This is a genomic window from Caballeronia sp. GAWG2-1 (assembly GCF_023631405.1).
Taxonomy (GTDB): Bacteria; Pseudomonadota; Gammaproteobacteria; order Burkholderiales; family Burkholderiaceae; genus Caballeronia.
This window is the reverse complement of sequence record NZ_JALQDD010000016.1, coordinates 1-19,295: the sequence shown is the minus strand read 5'-3', so window position 1 is coordinate 19,295 and position 19,295 is coordinate 1. Positions and strand designations below refer to the sequence as shown.

General features: G+C 62.6%; 20 protein-coding genes and 1 pseudogene. 11 read left to right on the top strand and 10 right to left on the bottom strand.

The genetic code is table 11. The annotated features are described in order from the left end of the window. Positions 1–240 precede the first annotated feature (240 nt). A complete protein-coding gene (locus tag NCR98_RS10970) occupies positions 241–729 on the top strand; it encodes a hypothetical protein (RefSeq protein ID WP_250526204.1) in 489 nt (162 codons plus the stop codon). On the opposite strand, the gene NCR98_RS10965 is transcribed toward NCR98_RS10970, so the two are convergent. Continuing rightward, positions 710–2,245 (bottom strand): N-acetylmuramoyl-L-alanine amidase, encoded by a 1,536-nt coding sequence (locus tag NCR98_RS10965; RefSeq protein ID WP_250465569.1) that lies wholly within the window; start codon positions 2,243–2,245, stop codon positions 710–712. The genes NCR98_RS10970 and NCR98_RS10965 overlap by 20 nt on opposite strands. Further along, positions 2,227–2,790, bottom strand: coding sequence for a tRNA (adenosine(37)-N6)-threonylcarbamoyltransferase complex ATPase subunit type 1 TsaE (gene tsaE / locus NCR98_RS10960; protein ID WP_244826165.1), 564 nt, complete (start codon positions 2,788–2,790; stop codon positions 2,227–2,229). The genes NCR98_RS10965 and tsaE overlap by 19 nt, the downstream gene beginning before the upstream one ends. 18 nt (positions 2,791–2,808) lie before the next feature. Here tsaE and queG point away from each other — a divergent pair, with 18 nt between their 5' ends. The 5 genes from queG to plsY all read left to right on the top strand — a co-directional run bounded on the left by queG (position 2,809) and on the right by plsY (position 6,721). Then, complete coding sequence (queG, locus tag NCR98_RS10955; protein WP_250526203.1) at positions 2,809–4,068, top strand: tRNA epoxyqueuosine(34) reductase QueG; 1,260 nt, start codon at positions 2,809–2,811, stop codon at positions 4,066–4,068. Next, positions 4,065–4,541 carry a methylated-DNA--[protein]-cysteine S-methyltransferase gene (locus NCR98_RS10950; protein WP_250465565.1) on the top strand — a complete coding sequence of 159 codons (477 nt, stop codon included), beginning with the start codon at positions 4,065–4,067 and terminating at the stop codon, positions 4,539–4,541. Before queG ends, NCR98_RS10950 begins: the two co-directional genes overlap by 4 nt. Continuing rightward, positions 4,538–5,464: a site-specific tyrosine recombinase XerD gene (xerD, locus tag NCR98_RS10945; RefSeq protein ID WP_244826162.1), complete on the top strand. Its 927-nt coding sequence runs from the start codon at positions 4,538–4,540 to the stop codon at positions 5,462–5,464. Before NCR98_RS10950 ends, xerD begins: the two co-directional genes overlap by 4 nt. Before the next feature lie 81 nt (positions 5,465–5,545). After that, positions 5,546–6,037, top strand: coding sequence for a Cys-tRNA(Pro) deacylase (gene ybaK, locus NCR98_RS10940; protein WP_244826161.1), 492 nt, complete (start codon positions 5,546–5,548; stop codon positions 6,035–6,037). A 39-nt stretch (positions 6,038–6,076) separates the two neighbouring features. Then, entirely contained in the window at positions 6,077–6,721 is a 645-nt protein-coding gene (plsY, locus tag NCR98_RS10935) for a glycerol-3-phosphate 1-O-acyltransferase PlsY (protein ID WP_250526202.1), read from the top strand. Positions 6,722–6,861: 140 nt separating this feature from the next. Here the strand turns inward: plsY and NCR98_RS10930 are convergent, their stop codons facing one another. Beyond that, positions 6,862–7,347, bottom strand: coding sequence for a YajQ family cyclic di-GMP-binding protein (locus NCR98_RS10930; protein WP_244826159.1), 486 nt, complete (start codon positions 7,345–7,347; stop codon positions 6,862–6,864). Positions 7,348–7,496: 149 nt separating this feature from the next. Between NCR98_RS10930 and murB the strand changes: the two genes are divergently transcribed. Further along, on the top strand, positions 7,497–8,531 hold the full coding sequence (gene murB, locus NCR98_RS10925) for a UDP-N-acetylmuramate dehydrogenase (RefSeq protein WP_250526201.1): 1,035 nt from the start codon (positions 7,497–7,499) through the stop codon (positions 8,529–8,531). Between the two features lie 157 nt (positions 8,532–8,688). Here murB and argF read toward each other — a convergent pair whose 3' ends face one another. After that, a complete protein-coding gene (gene argF, locus NCR98_RS10920) occupies positions 8,689–9,618 on the bottom strand; it encodes an ornithine carbamoyltransferase (protein ID WP_250465558.1) in 930 nt (309 codons plus the stop codon). 505 nt (positions 9,619–10,123) lie between these two features. On the opposite strand from argF, the gene NCR98_RS10915 reads away from it, so the two are divergent. Beyond that, entirely contained in the window at positions 10,124–10,459 is a 336-nt protein-coding gene (locus NCR98_RS10915) for a DUF3579 domain-containing protein (RefSeq protein WP_244826156.1), read from the top strand. A gap of 135 nt (positions 10,460–10,594) precedes the next feature. Here the strand turns inward: NCR98_RS10915 and rpsT are convergent, their stop codons facing one another. Next, positions 10,595–10,873 (bottom strand): 30S ribosomal protein S20, encoded by a 279-nt coding sequence (gene rpsT, locus NCR98_RS10910; RefSeq protein ID WP_244826155.1) that lies wholly within the window; start codon positions 10,871–10,873, stop codon positions 10,595–10,597. A 436-nt stretch (positions 10,874–11,309) separates the two neighbouring features. Here rpsT and murJ point away from each other — a divergent pair, with 436 nt between their 5' ends. Both murJ and NCR98_RS10900 read left to right on the top strand, forming a co-directional pair. Further along, on the top strand, positions 11,310–12,914 hold the full coding sequence (gene murJ, locus NCR98_RS10905; RefSeq protein ID WP_250526200.1) for a murein biosynthesis integral membrane protein MurJ: 1,605 nt from the start codon (positions 11,310–11,312) through the stop codon (positions 12,912–12,914). Then, positions 12,914–13,759: a SirB1 family protein gene (locus tag NCR98_RS10900; protein ID WP_250526199.1), complete on the top strand. Its 846-nt coding sequence runs from the start codon at positions 12,914–12,916 to the stop codon at positions 13,757–13,759. Before murJ ends, NCR98_RS10900 begins: the two co-directional genes overlap by 1 nt. 30 nt (positions 13,760–13,789) lie before the next feature. Here NCR98_RS10900 and NCR98_RS10895 read toward each other — a convergent pair whose 3' ends face one another. The 5 genes from NCR98_RS10895 to lpxK form a co-directional block, all read right to left on the bottom strand. Further along, positions 13,790–14,548 carry a 3-hydroxyacyl-CoA dehydrogenase gene (locus NCR98_RS10895; RefSeq protein WP_250509450.1) on the bottom strand — a complete coding sequence of 253 codons (759 nt, stop codon included), beginning with the start codon at positions 14,546–14,548 and terminating at the stop codon, positions 13,790–13,792. 150 nt (positions 14,549–14,698) lie between these two features. Next, the gene (gene adk, locus NCR98_RS10890; RefSeq protein WP_244826151.1) at positions 14,699–15,361 is read right to left on the bottom strand and encodes an adenylate kinase; all 663 of its coding nucleotides are present in this window, start codon (positions 15,359–15,361) and stop codon (positions 14,699–14,701) included. Positions 15,362–15,646: 285 nt separating this feature from the next. After that, entirely contained in the window at positions 15,647–16,438 is a 792-nt protein-coding gene (kdsB, locus tag NCR98_RS10885) for a 3-deoxy-manno-octulosonate cytidylyltransferase (RefSeq protein ID WP_250526198.1), read from the bottom strand. Between the two features lie 9 nt (positions 16,439–16,447). After that, a complete protein-coding gene (locus NCR98_RS10880; protein WP_244826149.1) occupies positions 16,448–16,654 on the bottom strand; it encodes a Trm112 family protein in 207 nt (68 codons plus the stop codon). After that, positions 16,635–17,651, bottom strand: coding sequence for a tetraacyldisaccharide 4'-kinase (gene lpxK / locus NCR98_RS10875; protein ID WP_244826148.1), 1,017 nt, complete (start codon positions 17,649–17,651; stop codon positions 16,635–16,637). Before lpxK ends, NCR98_RS10880 begins: the two co-directional genes overlap by 20 nt. Before the next feature lie 473 nt (positions 17,652–18,124). On the opposite strand from lpxK, the pseudogene xseA reads away from it, so the two are divergent. Then, positions 18,125–19,123, top strand: a pseudogene (gene xseA, locus NCR98_RS10870) (exodeoxyribonuclease VII large subunit); the annotation flags it as partial. Positions 19,124–19,295: the final 172 nt, after the last annotated feature.

The window sequence follows — 19,295 nt, the reverse complement described above, 5'->3', positions numbered from 1 at the left end:
GTAAATAGCGGGGAACCAGTTGTGCTTCAGAAGCCGGTTCGAAAGCTGCTTTCTTTGGTTCCTTTCTTTGCAGCAGCAAAGAAAGGGACCCCACCGCCGGGGAGGCGGCTACTGAACGGAAACGCAAGGCAACGGCTCAACTCATCAGAAGCGCGAAAAAATATCAGACCGCAAAAAAGGTCCCAGCGCAGTCAAAAAAAAATCCGCATGCCTAGTAATTGATTACCACGAGCGCGAGAAATGGGAAGTGCCCAAAGGGTTTGTGAGAAACAGCGGGGAACCAGTTGTGCTTCAGAAGCCGGTTCCAAAGCTGCTTTCTTTGGTTCCTTTCTTTGCAGCAGCAAAGAAAGGAACCCCACCGCCGGGGAGGCGGCTACTGAACAGAAACGCAAGGCAACGGCTCGACTCATCAGAAGCGCGAAAAAACATCAGACCGCAAAAGAGGTCCCAGCGCAGCTAAAAAAAGCCGCATGCCTAGTAATTGATTACCACGAGCGCGAGCAATGGGAAGTGCCCAAAGGGTTTGTGAGAAACAGCGGGGAACCAGTTGTGCTTCAGAAGCCGGTTCCTGAGCTGCTTTCTTTGGTTCCTTTCTTTGCAGCAGCAAAGAAAGGGACCCCACCGCCGGGGAGGCGGCTACTGAACGAGACTGCCCGAGAACGGCAAAAGAACCGCAAAAGAACCGCAAAAGAACCGCAAACCAACGTCTTCAAGTCATGCGACTCTTAGCCAAAGGCGGATTAGCAGCAAAATACCGCCTGATGCCTTTCATAATGGCGCTAGCCATCTTGTCCCGATAGGCATCATCGTTGAGGCGAGTCTCCTCATCCGGGTTACTGATAAACGCGGTTTCGACGAGAATCGAGGGAATATCGGGTGCCTTGAGCACGGCAAACCCTGCCTGTTCGACCGACCCCTTGTGCAGTTTGTTAATGCCCCCGATTTCATTCAGCACGAAACTCCCATACCGCATGGAATCGCGAATCTGCGCCGTAGTGGACATGTCGAAAAGCGCGCGATTCACGCTAGCGTCTTGCGATTTCACGTTGATGCCACCGACCTGATCCGACGAATTTTCCTTGGCGGCCATCCACCGCGCTGCCGCGCTCGACGCACCATGTTCCGACAACGCGAAAACGGAAGAACCACGCGCCGAAGACTCGGTAAACGCGTCCGCATGAATCGACACGAATAGATCGGCGCCGACACGCTGCGCCTTCTGCACACGCACATTGAGTGGCACGAAGAAATCGGCATCACGCGTCATCATGGCGCGCATGTTGGGTTGCGCGTCGATCTTCGCGCGCAGCTTCTTCGCGATATCGAGCGCAATGTGCTTCTCATACGTCCCCGCGCCGCCGATGGCGCCGGGATCTTCGCCACCGTGACCCGGATCGATGGCCACAGTCAGAAGGCGCGTCGTCCCCGAGCGATCCTGCTTGGGCTGCGAGAACGTGTATTGGTCGCTGTCGTCGTCATCCTTCTTCGCGATCACGGGCGGCACGACGCGCGACGGCTTCGGCACGGATGGCGCAGGCATAGGCGCAGGCTTCGGCGCCACCGACGCGGCGTTGTCCGGGGCATCGCCCTGAGCGTACTTCTGGAAAAACTCGTCGGTCGAATCCTGCGAGAGCGATTTCTGCGGCGTGGCCGGCCCCGAAAGCGTGGCGGGCGGCGGCGCGGAAGGATTCGGATTGGCGCGGTCGAAGGCCTCCTGCTTGTGCTCGGACTGCGCGAGCAGTTCCATCAGCGGATCAGGCGCGACGGCCGGGTAAAGATCGAACACGAGCCGATACTTGTAGCTTCCAATTGGCCCTAGCGTGAAGACCTGCGGCTTCACCGAACCCTTGAGGTCGAACACCATGCGCACGACATGCGGCTGGTACTGACCGACGCGCACCGATTGAATCTGCGGATCGTTCGGCGTGATCTTCGAGACGAGATCGCGCAGCGACTGATCCAGATCGATGCCGTTCAGATCCACGACGAGTCTGTCCGGGCCTTGCAGCGTCTGATTGCTGTTCGTGAGCGGCTGGTCGGATTCGATGGTCACGCGCGTGTAATCGCGCGCGGGCCACACGCGCACGCCGAGCACGGAACTCGCGTGCGCGAGCTTCGGTGCGACGAGCGCAAGCGCAAGCGTCGATGCGCCCGCGCGCAGCACCTGACGCCGTCGCCAGTTGTGCGGCGCGCTCGCACCTGATTCGATCGAATGAAACGGCTTGATCAGCATCTTTCGAGACATGTCTTTCCTGTTTCGCTAAACGCCCGCGCATTCAGCACGCGGCCTTCTTCGACTTCACGGCTCTCGTCGGGCAAGGCAAGTTCGAACACGAGGTCCGGCACGCCGAGCAGTCCGCCCGCTTGCTGCGGCCATTCGATGAGGCACACCGCGCCGCGATCGAAATACTCGCGAAAGCCGGCATCGGCCCATTCGGCGGGATCGGCGAAGCGGTAGAGATCGAAGTGATAGACATCGAGCGGCCCGCCTGGCGTGTCGAGCGAATAGGGCTCGACGAGCGTGTAAGTCGGACTCTTCACGCGGCCCGCATGACCGAGCGCGCGCAAGGTCGCGCGCACGAGCGTGGTCTTGCCCGCGCCCAAGTCACCGATCAACTGGACCTGCAAGCCCGAAAAACGTTCGGCCGAGGTTTGCTTGCGCGTCTCGTCGATGGCGCGTGCGAAGCGTTCCCCGAAGGCGAGCGTTGCCGCTTCGTCGCGCAGATCGAAGCGGCGTTCGAGGAGCGCGGAAGGAAAATCAGGCGTCGTTCGTACAGGGCTTTCGGGCATTGCTCGTAAAATGTCGTGATGAACCGATTGCCGGAACATTCCGTTGAAATCACGACCGCGTCCAGCGACGCCGCCGATGAGTCGCGCGCCTTGCATCACGTCGAACTAGGCGATGAGGCCGCGCTGGCGGAACTCGCGCTACGCATCAAGACGTGGGGGCGCGAGTTGGGATTCGGTGCGGTTGGTATCGGCGATACCGACCTGACGGATGCCGAGGAAGGCCTCGCCAGTTGGCTTGAAGCAGGCTATCACGGCGAGATGGATTATATGGCCAAACATGGGATGAAACGCGCAAGGCCCGCCGAGCTTGTGGCCGGCACGCGACGGGTCATCACGGCGCGCATGGCTTATCTGCCTGGCGCGACGCTCGAGCACAAGGGCGCTGAAAGTGTCGCGACAGCCGATGGTCAGAGGAACGACTGGCGCGCCGTCGAATGGTCGCGCTTGAGCGATCCATCGCAGGCGATGGTCTCGATCTACGCACGCGGCCGCGATTATCACAAGGTCATGCGCAACCGGCTGCAGCAACTGGCCGAGCGCATCGAAGCTGCCATCGGGCCGTTCGGGCATCGCGCGTTCACGGACTCCGCGCCGGTTCTCGAAGTCGCGCTGGCGCAAAAAGCAAGCGTCGGCTGGCGTGGCAAGCATACGTTGCTGCTCGATCGCGATGCCGGTTCGCTCTTCTTCATCGGCGAGATTTACGTCGATATTGCATTGCCCGTCGACCCGCATCCCGAGACGGACGGCGCGCATTGCGGGCAGTGCACGCGCTGTATCGGCGCATGTCCGACTGGCGCGATCGTGGCGCCGTATCGCGTGGATGCGCGGCGCTGCATCTCGTATCTGACGATAGAACTTCAAGGCAGTATTCCCGAGGAGATGCGGCCTTTGATCGGCAATCGCGTGTATGGGTGCGACGATTGTCAGCTCGTGTGTCCTTGGAACAAGTTCGCGCAAGCCGCGCCGGTCGTGGACTTCGATGTGCGGCATGGGCTCGATCGTTCCACGCTCGTCGAGTTGTTTGCGTGGAGCGCCGAGGACTTCGACACGCGCATGCAGGGCAGCGCGATCCGGCGTATCGGACACGAGCGATGGCTGCGCAATATCGCGGTGGCGATGGGCAATGCACTGCGCGCGTCGCTCGAAAGCGTGGAGCGCGAGCGTATCGTGCAAGCGTTGCAGGCGCGCATGGACGATCCTTCCGCGCTGGTTCGCGAGCATGTGCAATGGGCGCTCGCGCAGCGCGCGGCGCCAGACGAAATAGCGAGGCCGGCATGAAGCATTTCGATGCAGTGATCGACGCGCCCTTCGGCAAAGTCGGCATTCGCGCCGACGAGCGCGCCGTGCGCGAGATCGTCTATCTTTCGGCCGAGGTCGAAAGCATCGAGTCGGACAAGCCGCTCGTGCAACAAGCCATCGCACAGATTCGCCAATATTTCGAGCAACCCGCCATGCGTTTCGATCTGCCGCTCGGCACCGGCGGCACGGCGTTTCAAGAGCGCGTGTGGAAGGGCATTTCTGGCATCGCGGCGGGACAAGTGTGGACCTACGGCCAGCTCGCGCGCGAAGTCGGCAGCGTGCCGCGCGCGGTCGGGCAAGCGTGCGGCTCCAATCCGCTGCCGATCGTGATACCGTGCCACCGGGTGGTTTCATCGAGCGGGATAGGCGGCTTCGCGCATACGCCCGGTGATGGCTTTTTTCGTGACGTGAAGCGCTGGTTGCTGGCGCATGAGGGTGTATCGATCGCATGAGCGCAATCGCCGAGGAACTGCCGACGCCGGAACTGATCGCGAGTTCGGACTCGATCGATCTCTTTTGCGACGCGCTCTGGCTCGAACACGGGCTCGCCAAGAATTCGCTCGAAGCGTATCGCCGCGACCTGAAGCTCTTCGCCGAATGGCTCGCGAAGACGCGCGGCGGGTCCATCGACACGGCGAGTGAAAGCGACCTGAACGGCTACATGGCTGCGCGCCGTGGCGACAAGGCGACCTCCGCGAACCGGCGTCTGTCCGTGTTCCGCCGATATTACGGCTGGGCGTTGCGCGAGCATCGCGCGACGGTCGATCCAACCTTGAAGCTGCGCTCGGCGAAGCAGCCGCCGCGCTTTCCATCGACGCTCAACGAAGCGCAAGTCGAAGCGCTGCTCGGCGCGCCGGACATCGAAACGCCACTCGGTCTGCGCGACCGCACCATGCTCGAACTGATGTATGCGAGCGGCCTGCGCGTCACCGAACTCGTCACCTTGAAGACGGTGGCCGTCGGCCTGAACGAAGGCGTGGTGCGCGTGATGGGCAAGGGCTCTAAGGAACGCCTCGTGCCCTTCGGCGAACAAGCGCATGAGTGGCTGATGCGTTATCTGCGTGAATCGCGTCCCGCGTTGCTAGGCGCGCGCGCCGCGGATGCGCTCTTCGTCACCTCGCGCGGCGAGGGCATGACGCGGCAGCAGTTCTGGAACATCATCAAGCGTCATGCGCTGAACGGCGGCGTGCAGGCGCCGCTTTCGCCGCACACGCTGCGTCACGCGTTCGCGACGCATCTGCTCAATCACGGCGCGGATTTGCGCGTCGTGCAGCTTCTGCTAGGTCACTCCGATATCTCGACCACGCAGATCTATACGCATGTCGCGCGCGAGCGCTTGCAAAAGCTGCATCGGGAGCATCATCCGCGCGGTTGACTTGTTCGCCAGAACGATCGTGCCGCTGCATTGGCCGTTCAGCCGATGGTGAGCATGAAGCCGCGCCGCTACAATGCCTCCATGTCGAAAACCAAACATGTCTCCGAAACCCCGGCGACGCAGTTTCTGCGCCGTAACAAGGTCGAGTTCGGCGAGCATCCCTACGATTATGTCGAGCACGGCGGCACGGAGGAGTCCGCGCGGCAACTCGGCGTGGACGAGCATCGCGTCGTCAAGACACTCGTGATGGAAGACGAGAACGCGAAGCCGCTCATCGTGCTCATGCATGGCGACCGCACGGTGTCGACCAAGAACCTCGCGCGGCAGACGGGCGCGAAGCGCATCGAGCCATGCAAGCCCGAAGTGGCGAACCGGCATTCGGGCTATCTCGTGGGCGGCACGTCGCCGTTCGGCACGAAGAAGGCAATGCCCGTGTTTGTCGAATCGAGCATTCTCGAACTCGACATCATCTATCTGAACGGCGGCCGGCGCGGCTATCTCGTCAGTCTCGATCCGGCGGTGCTCACCGGCTTGCTCAACGCGAAGCCCGTGCAGTGCGCGAGCGTCGATTAGAATGCTGACCGCATTCGCCACGTCAAAGAAAGAGCCAACATGATTCCTCTGATCGTCGCCGTCGTGTCCTATCTGATCGGCTCGATTTCATTCGCCGTCGTCGTCAGCAAGTCGATGGGACTCGCCGATCCCCGTTCGTACGGCTCGGGCAATCCCGGCGCGACCAACGTGCTGCGCACCGGCAACAAGAAAGCGGCCATCCTCACGCTGATCGGCGATGCGTTCAAAGGCTGGCTGCCCGTGTGGGTCGTCATGCACTTCGGCGCGGGCTGGGGGCTCGATCCGGCCGGGCTCGCGAGCGCGATCGCGCTGTCGGCCATCGCGGTTTTTCTCGGGCATTTGTACCCGATCTTCTTCAAGTTTCAGGGCGGCAAGGGCGTCGCGACGGCGGCCGGCGTGCTGCTCGCCATTCATCCGGCGCTCGGGGCGGCTACCTTGCTGACCTGGCTGATCATCGCGTTCTTCTTTCGCTATTCGTCGCTCGCGGCGCTCGTCGCGGCGGTCTTCGCACCGTTTTTTCAGGTGTTCCTGTTCGGGCCGAGCCGCATCTCGCTCGCCGTGCTGGCAATGAGCGCGCTGCTCGTCTGGCGGCATCGGGCCAATATTTCGAAGTTGCTGGCGGGGCAGGAGAGCCGTATCGGCGACAAGAAAAAAGCGGCGCAAGCGGCGAGCGAGGCGGACTGAGCGCGGACCGGCGCAACGCTCGGCCTACCAAACAAAACGCCGTTCCACAGGCATGCGGAACGGCGTTTTTGCGTGCGCTGCATGGCGCTGCGGGAAAGTCCTGCAGTGCGCCGTTGGCCCGCTTGCTAAAGGTGAAAACCTCAGTCGCGGAAGTTGTTGAAGTCGAGCGGCGTGTCCGTGACTTCCTTCTTGAGCAGCGCGATGGTGCTTTGCAGGTCGTCGCGCTTTGTGCCTTGTATGCGCACCGCGTCGCCCTGAATGCTCGCCTGCACCTTGATCTTGCTGTCCTTCACGATTTTCACGACCTTCTTCGCCAGATCGCCCGACACGCCTTTCTTGATGGTCACGACCTGCTTGAGTTTGTCGCCGCCGATCTTTTCCTGCTTGCCGTAGTCGAGAAAACGCACGTCGACGCCGCGCTTGGCCAGCTTGCCGACCAGCACGTCCTTGACTTGGCCGAGCTTGAAATCGTCGTCGGCGTAGAGCGTGAGGTCGCGCTCCTTCTGTTCGACGCGAGAATCCGAACCCTTGAAGTCGAAACGCGTCGAGATTTCCTTGTTCGATTGTTCGATCGCGTTCTTCACTTCGATCATGTTTGCTTCGCTGACGACGTCAAACGATGGCATCTTGTTTTCCCCTTCAATGAGGCGAGCGCGCAGCGGGCGCGGCTCGCGCAATCGCTATAATCACAGACCTGACGTCATTCTACCGACGCGCCTGCGGTTCCCCAAGGTTGCGCCGATTCTCCCGGTTCGCCACGCGGTTTTTCCCTGTCATGTCCCACGCTTCCTTCACGCCGCCACCGTTGCTCGACGACTATTCGCTGCGAGCGCACAACACGTTCGGCTTCGACGTGCGAGCGCGTCACGCCATGCACGTCGATAGCGTCGATGCCGCGATCTCGCTCGCCGCCGATGCGCGCATCGCCAACATGCAGCAGTTCGTGCTCGGCGGCGGCAGCAATGTCGTGCTGACGCGCGAATTCGATGGCGTCGCGCTGATCGTCGGCATTCATGGCAAGCGCGTGATCCACGAAGACGACGACGCCTGGCTCGTCGAAGCGGGCGCGGGCGAGAGCTGGCACGAGTTCGTCGCGTGGACGCTTGCGCAAGGCATGCCTGGCCTCGAAAACCTCGCGCTCATTCCCGGAACGGTCGGCGCGGCGCCTATCCAGAACATCGGCGCGTATGGCCTGGAAATGGGCGAGCGCTTCGAACGGCTGCACGCGGTGGAACTCGCGACTGGCGCGCACGCCCGTTTCGACCGGGCTGAATGCGCGTTCGGCTATCGCGACAGTTTCTTCAAGCGGGCAGGGCGCGGGCGCTTTCTGATCACGTCGGTGGTGTTCCGGCTGCCGAAGGCGTGGCAGCCGCGCGCAGACTACGCGGATGTCGCGCGGGCGCTGGAAGGCGCCTCCAGCCACGATGCACGAGCCATCTTCGATGCCGTCGTCGCCGTGCGCCGCGCCAAATTGCCGGACTGGACCGTGCTCGGCAACGCGGGCAGCTTCTTTAAGAATCCGGTGATGAGCGCGGAAGCGTTCGATGCATTGCACGTGCGCGAACCCGGCGTCGTGTCGTATCGTCAGCCGGACGGAGCGGTGAAGCTGGCCGCGGGTTGGCTGATCGACCAGTGCGGGTGGAAGGGGCGTGGCGTCGGTGGCGCGGCGGTGCATGACCGGCAGGCGCTCGTGCTCGTGAATCGTGGCGATGCGACCGGCGCGCAAGTGCTCGAACTCGCCGAAGCGATCAAGCGCGACGTGCTCGCGCGCTTCGATGTCGAACTGGAGATGGAGCCGGTTTGCTTGTGAAACCGATGAGCGCGGGTTCGTGCGTCGAGGGCCGACGTTTGGCGGCATGCGGTCGCGTTGACCGCGATGAGGTCAGCCACGCGCGTGACCAGACCCTGACAAACGCCGCGAAGAAGGGCGGCACTTCGATTCGAACCCCGCCCTTCCCGACAGCAACTCAGTGATTGAGCTTGCCCAGCAGCAAAAACTCCATCAACGCTTTCTGCACATGCAGACGGTTTTCCGCTTCGTCCCACACGACGCTTTGCGGGCCGTCGATCACTTCGGCGCTCACTTCCTCACCGCGATGCGCCGGCAAGCAGTGCATGAAGAGCGCATCCGGATTGGCGCGCGACATCATCTCGCTATCGACGCACCAGTCCGCGAAGGCCGCCTTGCGCGCTTCGTTTTCCGCCTCGAAGCCCATGCTGGTCCAGACATCGGTGGTGACGAGATCGGCGCCCGCGCACGCTTCGTTCGGGTCTTCGAATGCTTCGTAGAACGGCTTGCTGTCTTCAGAAACCAGCGCGTGATCGAGCGTGTAGCCGGGCGGCGTCGAGAGGCGCAATTTGAAGCCCAGAATCTGCGCGGCTTCTATCCACGTGTAGAGCATGTTGTTCGCGTCGCCGACCCACGCGACCGTCTTGCCGTGAATCGGCCCGCGTTGTTCGTAGTACGTGAAAATGTCCGCGAGCACCTGACACGGGTGATACTCGTTGGTCAGCCCGTTGATGACCGGCACGCGCGAATTTTCCGCAAAGCGCTCGATGATCTCCTGCCCGAACGTGCGGATCATGATGATGTCCACCATGCGCGAGATGACCTGCGCCGCGTCCTCGACCGGCTCGCCGCGCCCGAGCTGCGTGTCGCGCGTATTGAGGAACACCGCGTGGCCGCCTAGCTGGAAGATGCCCGCCTCGAAGGAAAGGCGCGTGCGCGTCGAATTCTTCTCGAAGATCATCGCGAGCGTGCGGTCGTGCAGCGGATGATAAGTCTCGTAGTTCTTGAATTTGCGCTTCAGAATGCGCGCGCGTTCGAGCACGTACTCGTAGTCGTCGAGTGAAAAATCCTTGAACTGAAGATAGTGGCGAATTTTTTTGGCGGTCATGAAACGCAAGCGGCGGCTTCGACCCGGTGCCCGCCGATGCGCGAAGCGGCATCGAAAAGACCGGACGGCGCCGCCGTCGGGAGTGGTATCGCGTTCGAGCATAAAGGATTTTGCGATGTTTGACGAGGCTACCGAGGAGCCGATCGCTTTCTCCAGAAGCCTTCTGGACGGCCTTGCAGGGCGCTTGCAAGCATTGGTGCGCTGCGGAAGAAGGGTCGCTGCTGTATAATTGCGCTCGCTCGTTTCAACCGCTCTGCAACATTCAGCACCGTTTCACGCGTATGTGTACGAAGGCTCGCAAGAGCCGCTCGTGTTACCCCTTGCGTGTCTGGATTCAACAGTGCAGTCGAGTCCGTCTTCAGGGTGCGGGCGTGGCCAAGTCGGAAATTTTCTGTGACTGCCGCGTTCAGAGCCGCTAGTGCCTGCCAATGCAGGGCTCGTGGTTTCCGCGTCCGGTCGGCGCGTTCGCCGGTGTGCATCACCGGCTGTCAAAAGGTAATGCTACATGGCTGAATCATCCCCTACCGAGTACTTCATACAAGGCATCACCAAGAGCGGGCGCACGTTTCGGCCAAGCGACTGGTCCGAGCGCCTGTGCGGAGTGATGTCGGCTTTTGGGCCGGGGAAGAAAGGGCCGAACGCGCGCCTGCAATATTCCATCTATGTGCGGCCGACCATCATCGGGGACATCAAGGTCGTCATTCTCGACTCGCGCCTGCGCGACATCGAGCCAATGGCTTTCGACTTCGTGCTGAACTTCGCGAAGGACAACGATCTGGTCGTGACCGAGGCGTGCGAACTGCCGCCGCATCACGGCACGCAGACGCAGCAGAAGCGTTAATCAGCGCTTGTAGACCGACGAAAAAAAGCCCGCGTTTGCGGGCTTTTTCTTTACTGCGCAGCGGAAACAGGAAGCTGCTTCCAGTCAACTGCGGCAAAGCATTGCATGCGCGCGTTTTCCGGAAGCAAGCCGGAATTACTGGGCAGCGGGGGCCTGCAAGCCCTTGATGGCTGCGGCCAGGCGGCTCTTATGACGAGCAGCCTTGTTCTTGTGGACGATCTTCTTGTCCGCGATGATGTCGATCGTCTTGACCGACGACTTGAACAATTCGGCTGCCTTGGCTTGGTCGCCGGCGTCGATCGCCTTGCGAACTGCCTTGATGGCCGTGCGGAACTTCGAGCGCAGCGCCGAGTTGTGCGAGTTGGCTTTGGCACCCTGACGGGCGCGCTTGCGAGCTTGTGCGGTATTTGCCATGACGGTTCCTTATCCTGTTTCTGCTGTTACTTGTCTGGAGCGCGTTACCCTTGTCTCGATGACTCCGGCGTCTTGCCAGGAGCGCCCGAAATGAGCACGAGAGGGCGATTCTTAACGCACTGCCTATGATCGGAATTCCCGGGAACGATTGCCCGGGAGCCTTGAAACTTGGCCTGACAGCGTGAATCTTGCTGTCGACTCTATGCCATTTCCACGCGTCTCCCTTGCCTGTTAGGCAAGAAATGACATGAAGCGTCGAACTGTGCGAACTGTAAGTGCGTCGCGACTGCGTGGATTGTAGCAGTGCGCGAAAGCCGAGCTTCGAAACCCGCGATTATAGCAAGCAAATACGAGATGTGACAAGAAAAGCCTCGCTCTTGACGCCATTGCGCCGCAAATTCGATGCAATGGGTCAAAGTGACGTGCGCGAACGCCGATGCCGCCGCCGCGATCCGAAGCGCATCGCGCCGCCCCGTATAATAAGCGCCCCATGAATCTATTCCGAGCCCTCCTGACGGTCAGCGGCTTCACGCTTTTGTCGCGCGTGACCGGCCTGATCCGCGAAACGCTGATCGCCCGTGCCTTCGGCGCCAGTCTCTACACCGACGCGTTCTATGTCGCGTTCCGCATACCGAACCTGCTGCGGCGTCTGTCCGCGGAAGGCGCGTTCGCGCAGGCGTTCGTTCCTATCCTCGCCGAGTTCAAGAACAGTCAAGGTCACGATCCGACCAAGGCGCTCGTCGATGCCATGTCCACCGTGCTCACATGGGGCCTCGTCGTGCTGTCGCTCGTCGGCATGGCCGGCGCGAGCTGGGTCGTCTTCGCGGTCGCGTCCGGCCTGAAGCACGATGGCCAGGCGTACGTCCTTGCCGTTGAGATGACGCGGATCATGTTCCCGTACATCATCTTTATCTCGCTGACGACGCTCGCCTCGGGCGTGCTCAATACGTACAAGCAGTTTTCGTTGCCCGCGTTCGCGCCGGTGCTCCTGAACGTGTCGTTCATTTTCGCGGCGGTGTTCGTCGCGCCGCATCTGAAAGTGCCGGTGTACGCGCTGGCCTACGCGGTGATCGCGGGTGGCGCGTTGCAGTTCCTCGTGCAGTTTCCGGGGCTGCGGAAGATCGACATGGCGCCGCGCATCGGACTCAACTTCTTGCAGGCGCTGCGGCATCCGGGCGTGAAGCGCGTGCTGCTGAAGATGGTGCCCGCCACGTTCGCGGTGTCGGTCGGACAACTGAGCCTCATCATCAACACGAATATCGCGTCGAATATCGGGCAGGGCGCGGTGTCATGGATCAACTACGCCGACCGGCTGATGGAGTTTCCCACCGCGCTCCTCGGCGCGGCGCTCGGCACGATCCTGCTGCCGAGTCTCTCGAAAGCCCACGTCGATGCCAACAACGACGAGTATTCCGCGCTGCTCGACTGGGGTTTGCGCATCACCTTTCTGCTCGCGGCGCCGAGCGCGGTCGCATTGTTCTTCTTCGCCGAACCGCTCACCGCGACGCTCTTTCACTACGGCAAGTTCGACAGCCATTCCGTCGTGATGGTCGGACGCGCGTTGTCGGCGTATGGCATTGGGCTGATCGGGCTGATCCTCATCAAGATCCTGGCGCCGGGTTTCTACGCGAAGCAGGACATCAAGACGCCGGTGAAGATCGCCATTGGCGTGCTCATCATGACGCAGATGAGCAACTACATCTTCGTGCCGATCTTCTCGCACGCGGGTCTTACGCTCTCTATCGGCCTCGGCGCGCTCGCGAACGCACTGCTGTTGTTCATCGGCTTGCGGCGCCGGCAGATCTATAAGCCGTCGCCGGGCTGGCTGCTATTCTTCGTGCAGATGATCGGGGCATGCCTCGTGCTGGCTGGAACCATGCACTGGGTCGCTGGCAACTTCGACTGGATCGCCATGCGCGCAACGCCGTTCACGCGGATCGCGTTGCTGGGCGCGAGCCTTGTTGTGTTCGCCGCGTTATATTTCGGTATTCTGGCGGCGATGGGCTTCAAATACGCCTATTTCAAGAGACGAACGCTTTGATGACGACAACGCGTATCCTCGATTACTTCACTTCGCTCGTGGCGGACGACGAGAGTCTTCCGCTCACGGAAGCGGCTTTGTCGCTTGCGCAGGACGCGTATCCCGATCTCGACATGCAAGCGGTGCTCGCGGAGATCGACGAACTCGTCGTGCGGGCGCGCCGCCGCATGCCCGACGACGCGGACATGAAGCAAAAGATCGAGGCGCTCAATCGTTATTTCTTCCGCGAACTGGGTTTCTCGAGCAACCTCAACGATTACTACGACCCGGACAACAGCCATCTGAACGTGGTGTTGCGACGGCGTCGCGGCATTCCGATTTCGCTTGCGGTGATCTATCTGGAAATGGCCGATCAGCTCGGTCTGCCCGTGCGCGGCGTGTCGTTTCCCGGGCATTTCCTGCTGCGTGTCTCGACGCCCGATCACGATCTCATGCTCGATCCGACCACCGGCCAGACGCTTTCCGAAGCGCAGATGGTCGAAATGCTGGAGCCGTACGTGCAGCGCGTGGGCGAATCCATTGGCAGCGCGTTGCGCGTGTTGTTGCAGCCCGCGACGCGCCGCGAGATCGTCGCGCGCATGCTGCGCAATCTGAAAAGCATCTACTTGCAGACGGAGCGCTGGCAGCGCTTGCTCGCCGTGCAGCAGCGGCTTGTCATCGTGTTGCCGGGAAGTATCGAGGAAGTGCGCGACCGTGGTTTTGCCTACGCGCGGCTCGATTATCTGCGTCCGGCGCTCGAAGATCTGCAGCGTTATCTGGAAGATCGTCCCGATGCGGAAGATGCAACCGTCGTCGAAACCGAGCTGCATGAACTGAGGCAGCGCACGCAGCACGACGGCGACTAAGAACGGCGGAGCGATCCGCCGTTTTTGTGTTTACTTCGGCTGCATGCGAATTGCGCCGTCGAGACGGATGACTTCGCCGTTGAGCATCGGGTTATCGAAGATCTGTTTGACGAGCAGCGCGTATTCGTTCGGCTTGCCAAGACGCGGCGGGAACGGAACCATGGCGCCGAGCGCGTCCTGTACGTCTTGCGGCATGCCAAGCAGCATCGGCGTTTCGAAGAGACCAGGCGCGATGGTCATCACGCGGATACCGTTTCTCGACAAATCGCGCGCGATGGGCAACGTCATGCCGGCCACGCCGCTCTTGGACGCGGCATAGGCCGCCTGACCCATTTGCCCGTCGAACGCCGCGACCGACGCCGTATTCACGATCACCCCGCGTTCGCCCGTTTCGTTGGGCGCGTTCTTCGACATGACCTCGGCCGCGAGCCGAATCATGTTGAACGTGCCGATGAGATTAACCGCGATGACCTTGCTGAACAGATCGAGCGGATGCGGCCCGTCGCGGCCCACCGTCTTCGATGCCGGCGCGATGCCCGCGCAATTCACCAGTCCACGCAGAGTGCCGCGTTGCGTGGCGGCTTCGATGGCGCGCTGGCCGTCGCTCTCCTGACTGACATCGCATTTGACGAACTCGCCGGACAACTCCTTCGCCAGCGCGGCGCCCGCCGCTTCGTTCATGTCCGCGATGACGACCGTTCCGCCTAGCCCGGCGACGAGCCGCGCGGTGGCCTCACCCAGGCCGGACGCGCCGCCGGTGATCAGAAAAACGTTGCCTTGTATCTCCATGTCTCTTCTCCTTGATATGAGGAAGTGCTGCATTCGCGGCCCTCGTGAGGCCGTTCGATTTTATGGCTCGCCGTTTTAGCTTGGCGAGGAAGTTTGAAGGCGTAAAAAAACCCGCTCGGCGAAGAGCGGGTTTTCCGTGACGCGGGCAAGTTACTTCAAAGCATCGAACACGCGCGTGCGAATTTCATCGACCGCGCCGAGCCCGGAAATCTTGCGATATTCCGGCGCCTTCAGCCCGTTCGTTTCACCGCGCTTCGCCCAGTCGTTGTAGTACGCGATGAGCGGCTTGGTCTGCGCTTCATACACGTCGAGCCGCTTCTTCACGGTTTCTTCCTTGTCGTCGTCGCGCTGGATCAGCGGCTCGCCGGTGACGTCGTCCGTCATGTCGTTCTTCGGCGGATTGAACTTGACGTGATACGTGCGGCCCGACGCCGCGTGGACGCGACGCCCGCTCATACGCGTGATGATCTCGTCGAACGGCACGTCGATTTCCAGCACGTAGTCGATTACGACAGCCGCGTTCTTCATGGCTTCCGCTTGCGGAATGGTGCGCGGGAAACCGTCGAACAGATAGCCGTTCTTGCAGTCGTCCGCGAGCAGCCGCTCCTTTACGAGATTGATGATGAGCGTGTCCGGCACGAGCTCGCCCGCGTCCATATAGCCCTTGGCCTCGACGCCGAGCGGCGAGCCCGCCTTCACGGCCGCGCGCAACATGTCGCCGGTCGAGATCTGCGGAATGCCGAACTTTTCCTTGATGAAGTTTGCCTGGGTGCCCTTGCCCGCGCCGGGTGCGCCCAACAGGATCAAACGCATGGTGATATCTCCGAATCGTCTATAAACCGCGCGGCGAGTCTGAATCTGCATCCGGTGGCCAGGCTCGCGCGGCGTCGACGACAGAGCGCGCAGCCGATTCGAAAGTCGGCGCGGCACCCGCGGACAGCGGCGCAACGTTGAGCGTGGCGCTGACCGGAAGGCTCGCGCAATCGCTTGATTATGCCACGGCTCATTACGAACGCGGCCGTAATAACGGCGATAGAAATCGCTGTGATTCCCGCCGCGCAAGCGTTTGGCGGGGGTATACACGGGTTGTGCGAGCTTTCAGCCGGCGCTGGAAAAGAGCGCCTGGACGCGCGCGAGATCGGCGGGTGTATCGACGCCCGGTGCAGGTGTTTCATGCGTGACGCGCACCGCGATGCGCTCGCCATGCCACAACGCGCGCAGTTGTTCGAGCGCCTCGGCGGCTTCGATGGGCGCTTGCGCGAGGTTTGGAAACTCGCGCAGAAACTTCGCGCGATACGCGTACAGGCCAATATGCCGCAGCACGTTTTCGGGCACCGCGGGCAGCGCCGAAAGCGCGGCGACGTCCGGCCAATGCGATTGCCATGCGTCGCGCGTCCAGGGAATGGGCGCGCGCGAGAAGTAGAGCGCGACGCTCTTCGCATCGAGCACGACTTTCACGACATTCGGATTGAACACGTCGGCGGCATCGTGAATGGGATGCGCGGCCGTGGAGATTGCGCATTCGGGATGCGCCGCGAGATGCGCGGCGACATCGCGCACGAGTTGCGGGTCGATGAGCGGCTCGTCGCCCTGAACGTTCACGACGATGGCGTCGTCGGGCCAGTTCAGACGCGTCGCCACTTCGGCGAGACGGTCGGTGCCGGTGGGGTGATCCGAGCGCGTGAGCATCACTTCGATGCCGTGATCGCGCGAAGCCTCGACCACGCGGTCGGAGTCGGTTGCGACGATCACCTGGCTCGCGCCGGACTCGCGCGCGCGTTCGGCGACGCGCACGACCATCGGTTTGCCGCCGATATCGGCGAGTGGTTTGTTCGGCAGCCGCGTGGAAGCAAGACGCGCCGGAACGACGGCGATGAACGGCACGGACATGATCGGACCTTACGCGCCGCCAACCGGCTTCAACGGCTCGACCGGCGTGCCTTCCACCGTTTGACGCGCTTCGTCGACGAGCATCACGGGAATGCCGTCGCGAATGGGATAAGCAAGCTTGTCCGCGCTGCAGACGAGTTCCTGCGCCGCGCGGTCATAGGTGAGCGGACCCTTGCAGATCGGGCAGACGAGGATTTCAAGCAGACGTGCGTCCACGGAGTTTCTCCACAACTAGAGCGATGAGGCGAGGCCTGAGCACGGCTTGCACGGGAACGACCCAGATGCGCGCATCACGCCAGGCCCCAAATTTTACTGCATCCTTCTCGGTGATCAGGATGGCGTCGGCTTTCACGTCCTCGAAAGGATTCTCGCGATACGAATAGTGATCGGGGAACGCGCGCGTGCCAGGCGTGATGCCGGCGGCGCGCAAGGTCGCGAAGAAGCGCTCGGGCGAACCGATGCCCGCGGCGGCGACCACTTTCTCGCCTGCGAACTGCGCGAGCGGACGGCGCACCGATGGATCGTCGAGCAGCCAGGCATCGCCCGATTCGAGTTCGAGCGCAAAGGTATTGGGCCACGGCGGCAAGGTGCGGTCGTAGGGGCTGTTGATGAGCGTCGCGTCGCGATGGCGCGACATCGGTTCGCGCAACGGGCCGGCGGGCAGCAGGAAGCCGTTGCCGCCGAGGCGGTCGTCGAATACGACGAGCTCGAACACACGCGCGAGCCGATAGTGCTGCAGGCCGTCGTCGGACACGATGACATCGACTTCGGGATGCGCCTCGACCAGCGCACGCGCCGCCGCCACGCGATCCGGGCATACGAAGACCGGCGCGTGAGTGCGGCGCGCGATCAGCAGCGGCTCGTCGCCGACTTGCGCGGCGGCCGAGGTCGGCGCGACGCTCGTCGGCTTCGCGATCTTCGCGCCGTATCCGCGCGAAACGACGCCCGGCTGATGCCCTGCCGCGCGCAGAGCCTCGACAAGCGCGATGACCGTCGGCGTCTTGCCCGTGCCACCGACCGTCACGTTGCCGACGACGACCACCGGCACGCCGACATCGACGCGCTTGATCCAGCCGAGTTCGAAGAACGCTCGGCGCGTCGCGGCAATCGCGCCGAAGATGCAGGCGAAGGGCGTGAGCGCCCACGCAACGGGACCGCGCTTGCGCCATTCGCGTGCGAAAAAGTTTTCGATGGGCGGTTTGAAGTCAGACATGGTCCGCCTTCGCGACGATGGCGTTTGAGCCGGTCAACGGGTGAAGCTTGGCGCGCAACGGCAACTCCTTCTATACGGTCAGCGTTGAACGGAATGCATGGCCGGCGATGTTTGCTACGCAGGGTCAGGCCGGTGCTCGAACCCCGGACTCTATCGCGCGGACGGCCTCGACGCCAGCCGGTTAGCCAAACGGCCGAGGGCGCGCGCCTGTGGATAACTCTGTGAAAAACTCGCGGCCGAAGAGCAGCGAATCCGCGTCAGGAAAGAGTTGCTTCGGATAATGCGGACATAAGACGAATATAAGCGATTTAAATCAACGAGTTGCAACATACTCAAAGGCTCGCCGGGGTGCTTGCGATCAGCAAGCGGTAAGTCTTTCTGTGTGGACACTTGCTACACTGGCGTACCTTATCCGGCGGATCTTGTCCATCAGTCAGATGGTTCTTCCGGCCCGATCTTTCGCTTTCTCGCCCATGACTCCCGATTCTTTGATGCCGCAAGGCAGCGATGCCGTCATCCCCGTTTCCGTGCTCAATCGTGCGATCAACACGATGCTCGAACGGTCGTTTCCGCTCGTGTGGGTATCGGGCGAAGTCTCGAACTTCACGCGCGCCGCGAGCGGACACTGGTACTTCTCGATCAAGGATGCGGGCGCGCAGATGCGCTGCGTGATGTTTCGCGGCCGCGCGCAATACGCCGAATTCACGCCGCGCGAAGGCGACAAGATCGAGGTGCGCGCGCTCGTCACCATGTACGAGCCGCGCGGCGAACTGCAACTCAACGTGGAAGCGGTGCGGCGCACGGGGCAGGGGCGGCTTTTCGAGGCATTTCTGCGGCTGAAGGCGCAGCTCGAAAGCGAAGGCTTGTTCGCGGCGGAACGCAAGCGCGCGCTGCCGACGCATCCGCGTGGCATAGGCATCGTGACGTCGCTGCAGGCGGCGGCGTTGCGCGACGTGTTGACGACGCTCGCGCGCCGCGCGCCACATGTGCCGGTCGTCGTTTATCCCGCGCCGGTGCAAGGAACGGGCGTCGGCGCGAAGCTCGCGGCGATGGTCGAAGCGGCGAGCGCGCGGCGCGAAGTCGATGTGCTGATCGTGTGCCGGGGCGGCGGGTCCATCGAAGATTTATGGGCGTTCAACGAGGAAGTGCTCGCGCGCGCGATCGCGGCGAGCAGCGTGCCGGTGGTGAGCGGCGTCGGCCATGAGACCGACTTCACGATCGCCGACTTCGCCGCCGACATGCGCGCGCCGACGCCGACCGCCGCTGCCGAACTCGTCAGTCCGCAGCGCGTGGTGTTGCTGCAGGAATTGGATCAGCGTCACGCGGCGCTCGCACGAAGTTTTGGCCGGACGATGGAGCGTCGCGCCCAAGAACTCGACTGGCTCGCGCGCCGCCTCGTGAGTCCCGCCGAGCGTCTGGCAAGGCAACACGTGCATCTGCGGCAACTGGCGAGCCGGCGGGNGGGGGGGGGGGGGGGGGGGGGGGGGGGGGGGGGGGGGGGGGGGGGGGGGGGGGGGGGGGGGGGGGGGGGGGGGGGGGGGGGGGGGGGGGGGGGGGGGGGGGGGGGGGGGGGGGGGGGGGGGGGGGGGGGGGGGGGGGGGGGGGGGGGGGGGGGGGGGGGGGGGGGGGGGGGGGGGGGGGGGG

Coding starts and splice junctions, on each gene's coding strand:
- NCR98_RS10970 (WP_250526204.1), top strand. CDS start 241: ATGGGAAGTGCCCAAAGGGTTTGTGAGAAACAGCGGGGAACCAGTTGT.
- argF (WP_250465558.1), bottom strand. CDS start 9,618: ATGACCGCCAAAAAAATTCGCCACTATCTTCAGTTCAAGGATTTTTCA.
- rpsT (WP_244826155.1), bottom strand. CDS start 10,873: ATGGCAAATACCGCACAAGCTCGCAAGCGCGCCCGTCAGGGTGCCAAA.
- ybaK (WP_244826161.1), top strand. CDS start 5,546: ATGTCGAAAACCAAACATGTCTCCGAAACCCCGGCGACGCAGTTTCTG.
- xerD (WP_244826162.1), top strand. CDS start 4,538: ATGAGCGCAATCGCCGAGGAACTGCCGACGCCGGAACTGATCGCGAGT.
- NCR98_RS10950 (WP_250465565.1), top strand. CDS start 4,065: ATGAAGCATTTCGATGCAGTGATCGACGCGCCCTTCGGCAAAGTCGGC.
- kdsB (WP_250526198.1), bottom strand. CDS start 16,438: ATGTCCGTGCCGTTCATCGCCGTCGTTCCGGCGCGTCTTGCTTCCACG.
- NCR98_RS10915 (WP_244826156.1), top strand. CDS start 10,124: ATGGCTGAATCATCCCCTACCGAGTACTTCATACAAGGCATCACCAAG.
- queG (WP_250526203.1), top strand. CDS start 2,809: ATGAACCGATTGCCGGAACATTCCGTTGAAATCACGACCGCGTCCAGC.
- NCR98_RS10900 (WP_250526199.1), top strand. CDS start 12,914: ATGACGACAACGCGTATCCTCGATTACTTCACTTCGCTCGTGGCGGAC.
- NCR98_RS10930 (WP_244826159.1), bottom strand. CDS start 7,347: ATGCCATCGTTTGACGTCGTCAGCGAAGCAAACATGATCGAAGTGAAG.
- plsY (WP_250526202.1), top strand. CDS start 6,077: ATGATTCCTCTGATCGTCGCCGTCGTGTCCTATCTGATCGGCTCGATT.
- murJ (WP_250526200.1), top strand. CDS start 11,310: ATGCCGCCGCCGCGATCCGAAGCGCATCGCGCCGCCCCGTATAATAAG.
- murB (WP_250526201.1), top strand. CDS start 7,497: ATGTCCCACGCTTCCTTCACGCCGCCACCGTTGCTCGACGACTATTCG.
- NCR98_RS10965 (WP_250465569.1), bottom strand. CDS start 2,245: ATGTCTCGAAAGATGCTGATCAAGCCGTTTCATTCGATCGAATCAGGT.
- lpxK (WP_244826148.1), bottom strand. CDS start 17,651: ATGTCTGACTTCAAACCGCCCATCGAAAACTTTTTCGCACGCGAATGG.
- tsaE (WP_244826165.1), bottom strand. CDS start 2,790: ATGCCCGAAAGCCCTGTACGAACGACGCCTGATTTTCCTTCCGCGCTC.
- NCR98_RS10895 (WP_250509450.1), bottom strand. CDS start 14,548: ATGGAGATACAAGGCAACGTTTTTCTGATCACCGGCGGCGCGTCCGGC.
- adk (WP_244826151.1), bottom strand. CDS start 15,361: ATGCGTTTGATCCTGTTGGGCGCACCCGGCGCGGGCAAGGGCACCCAG.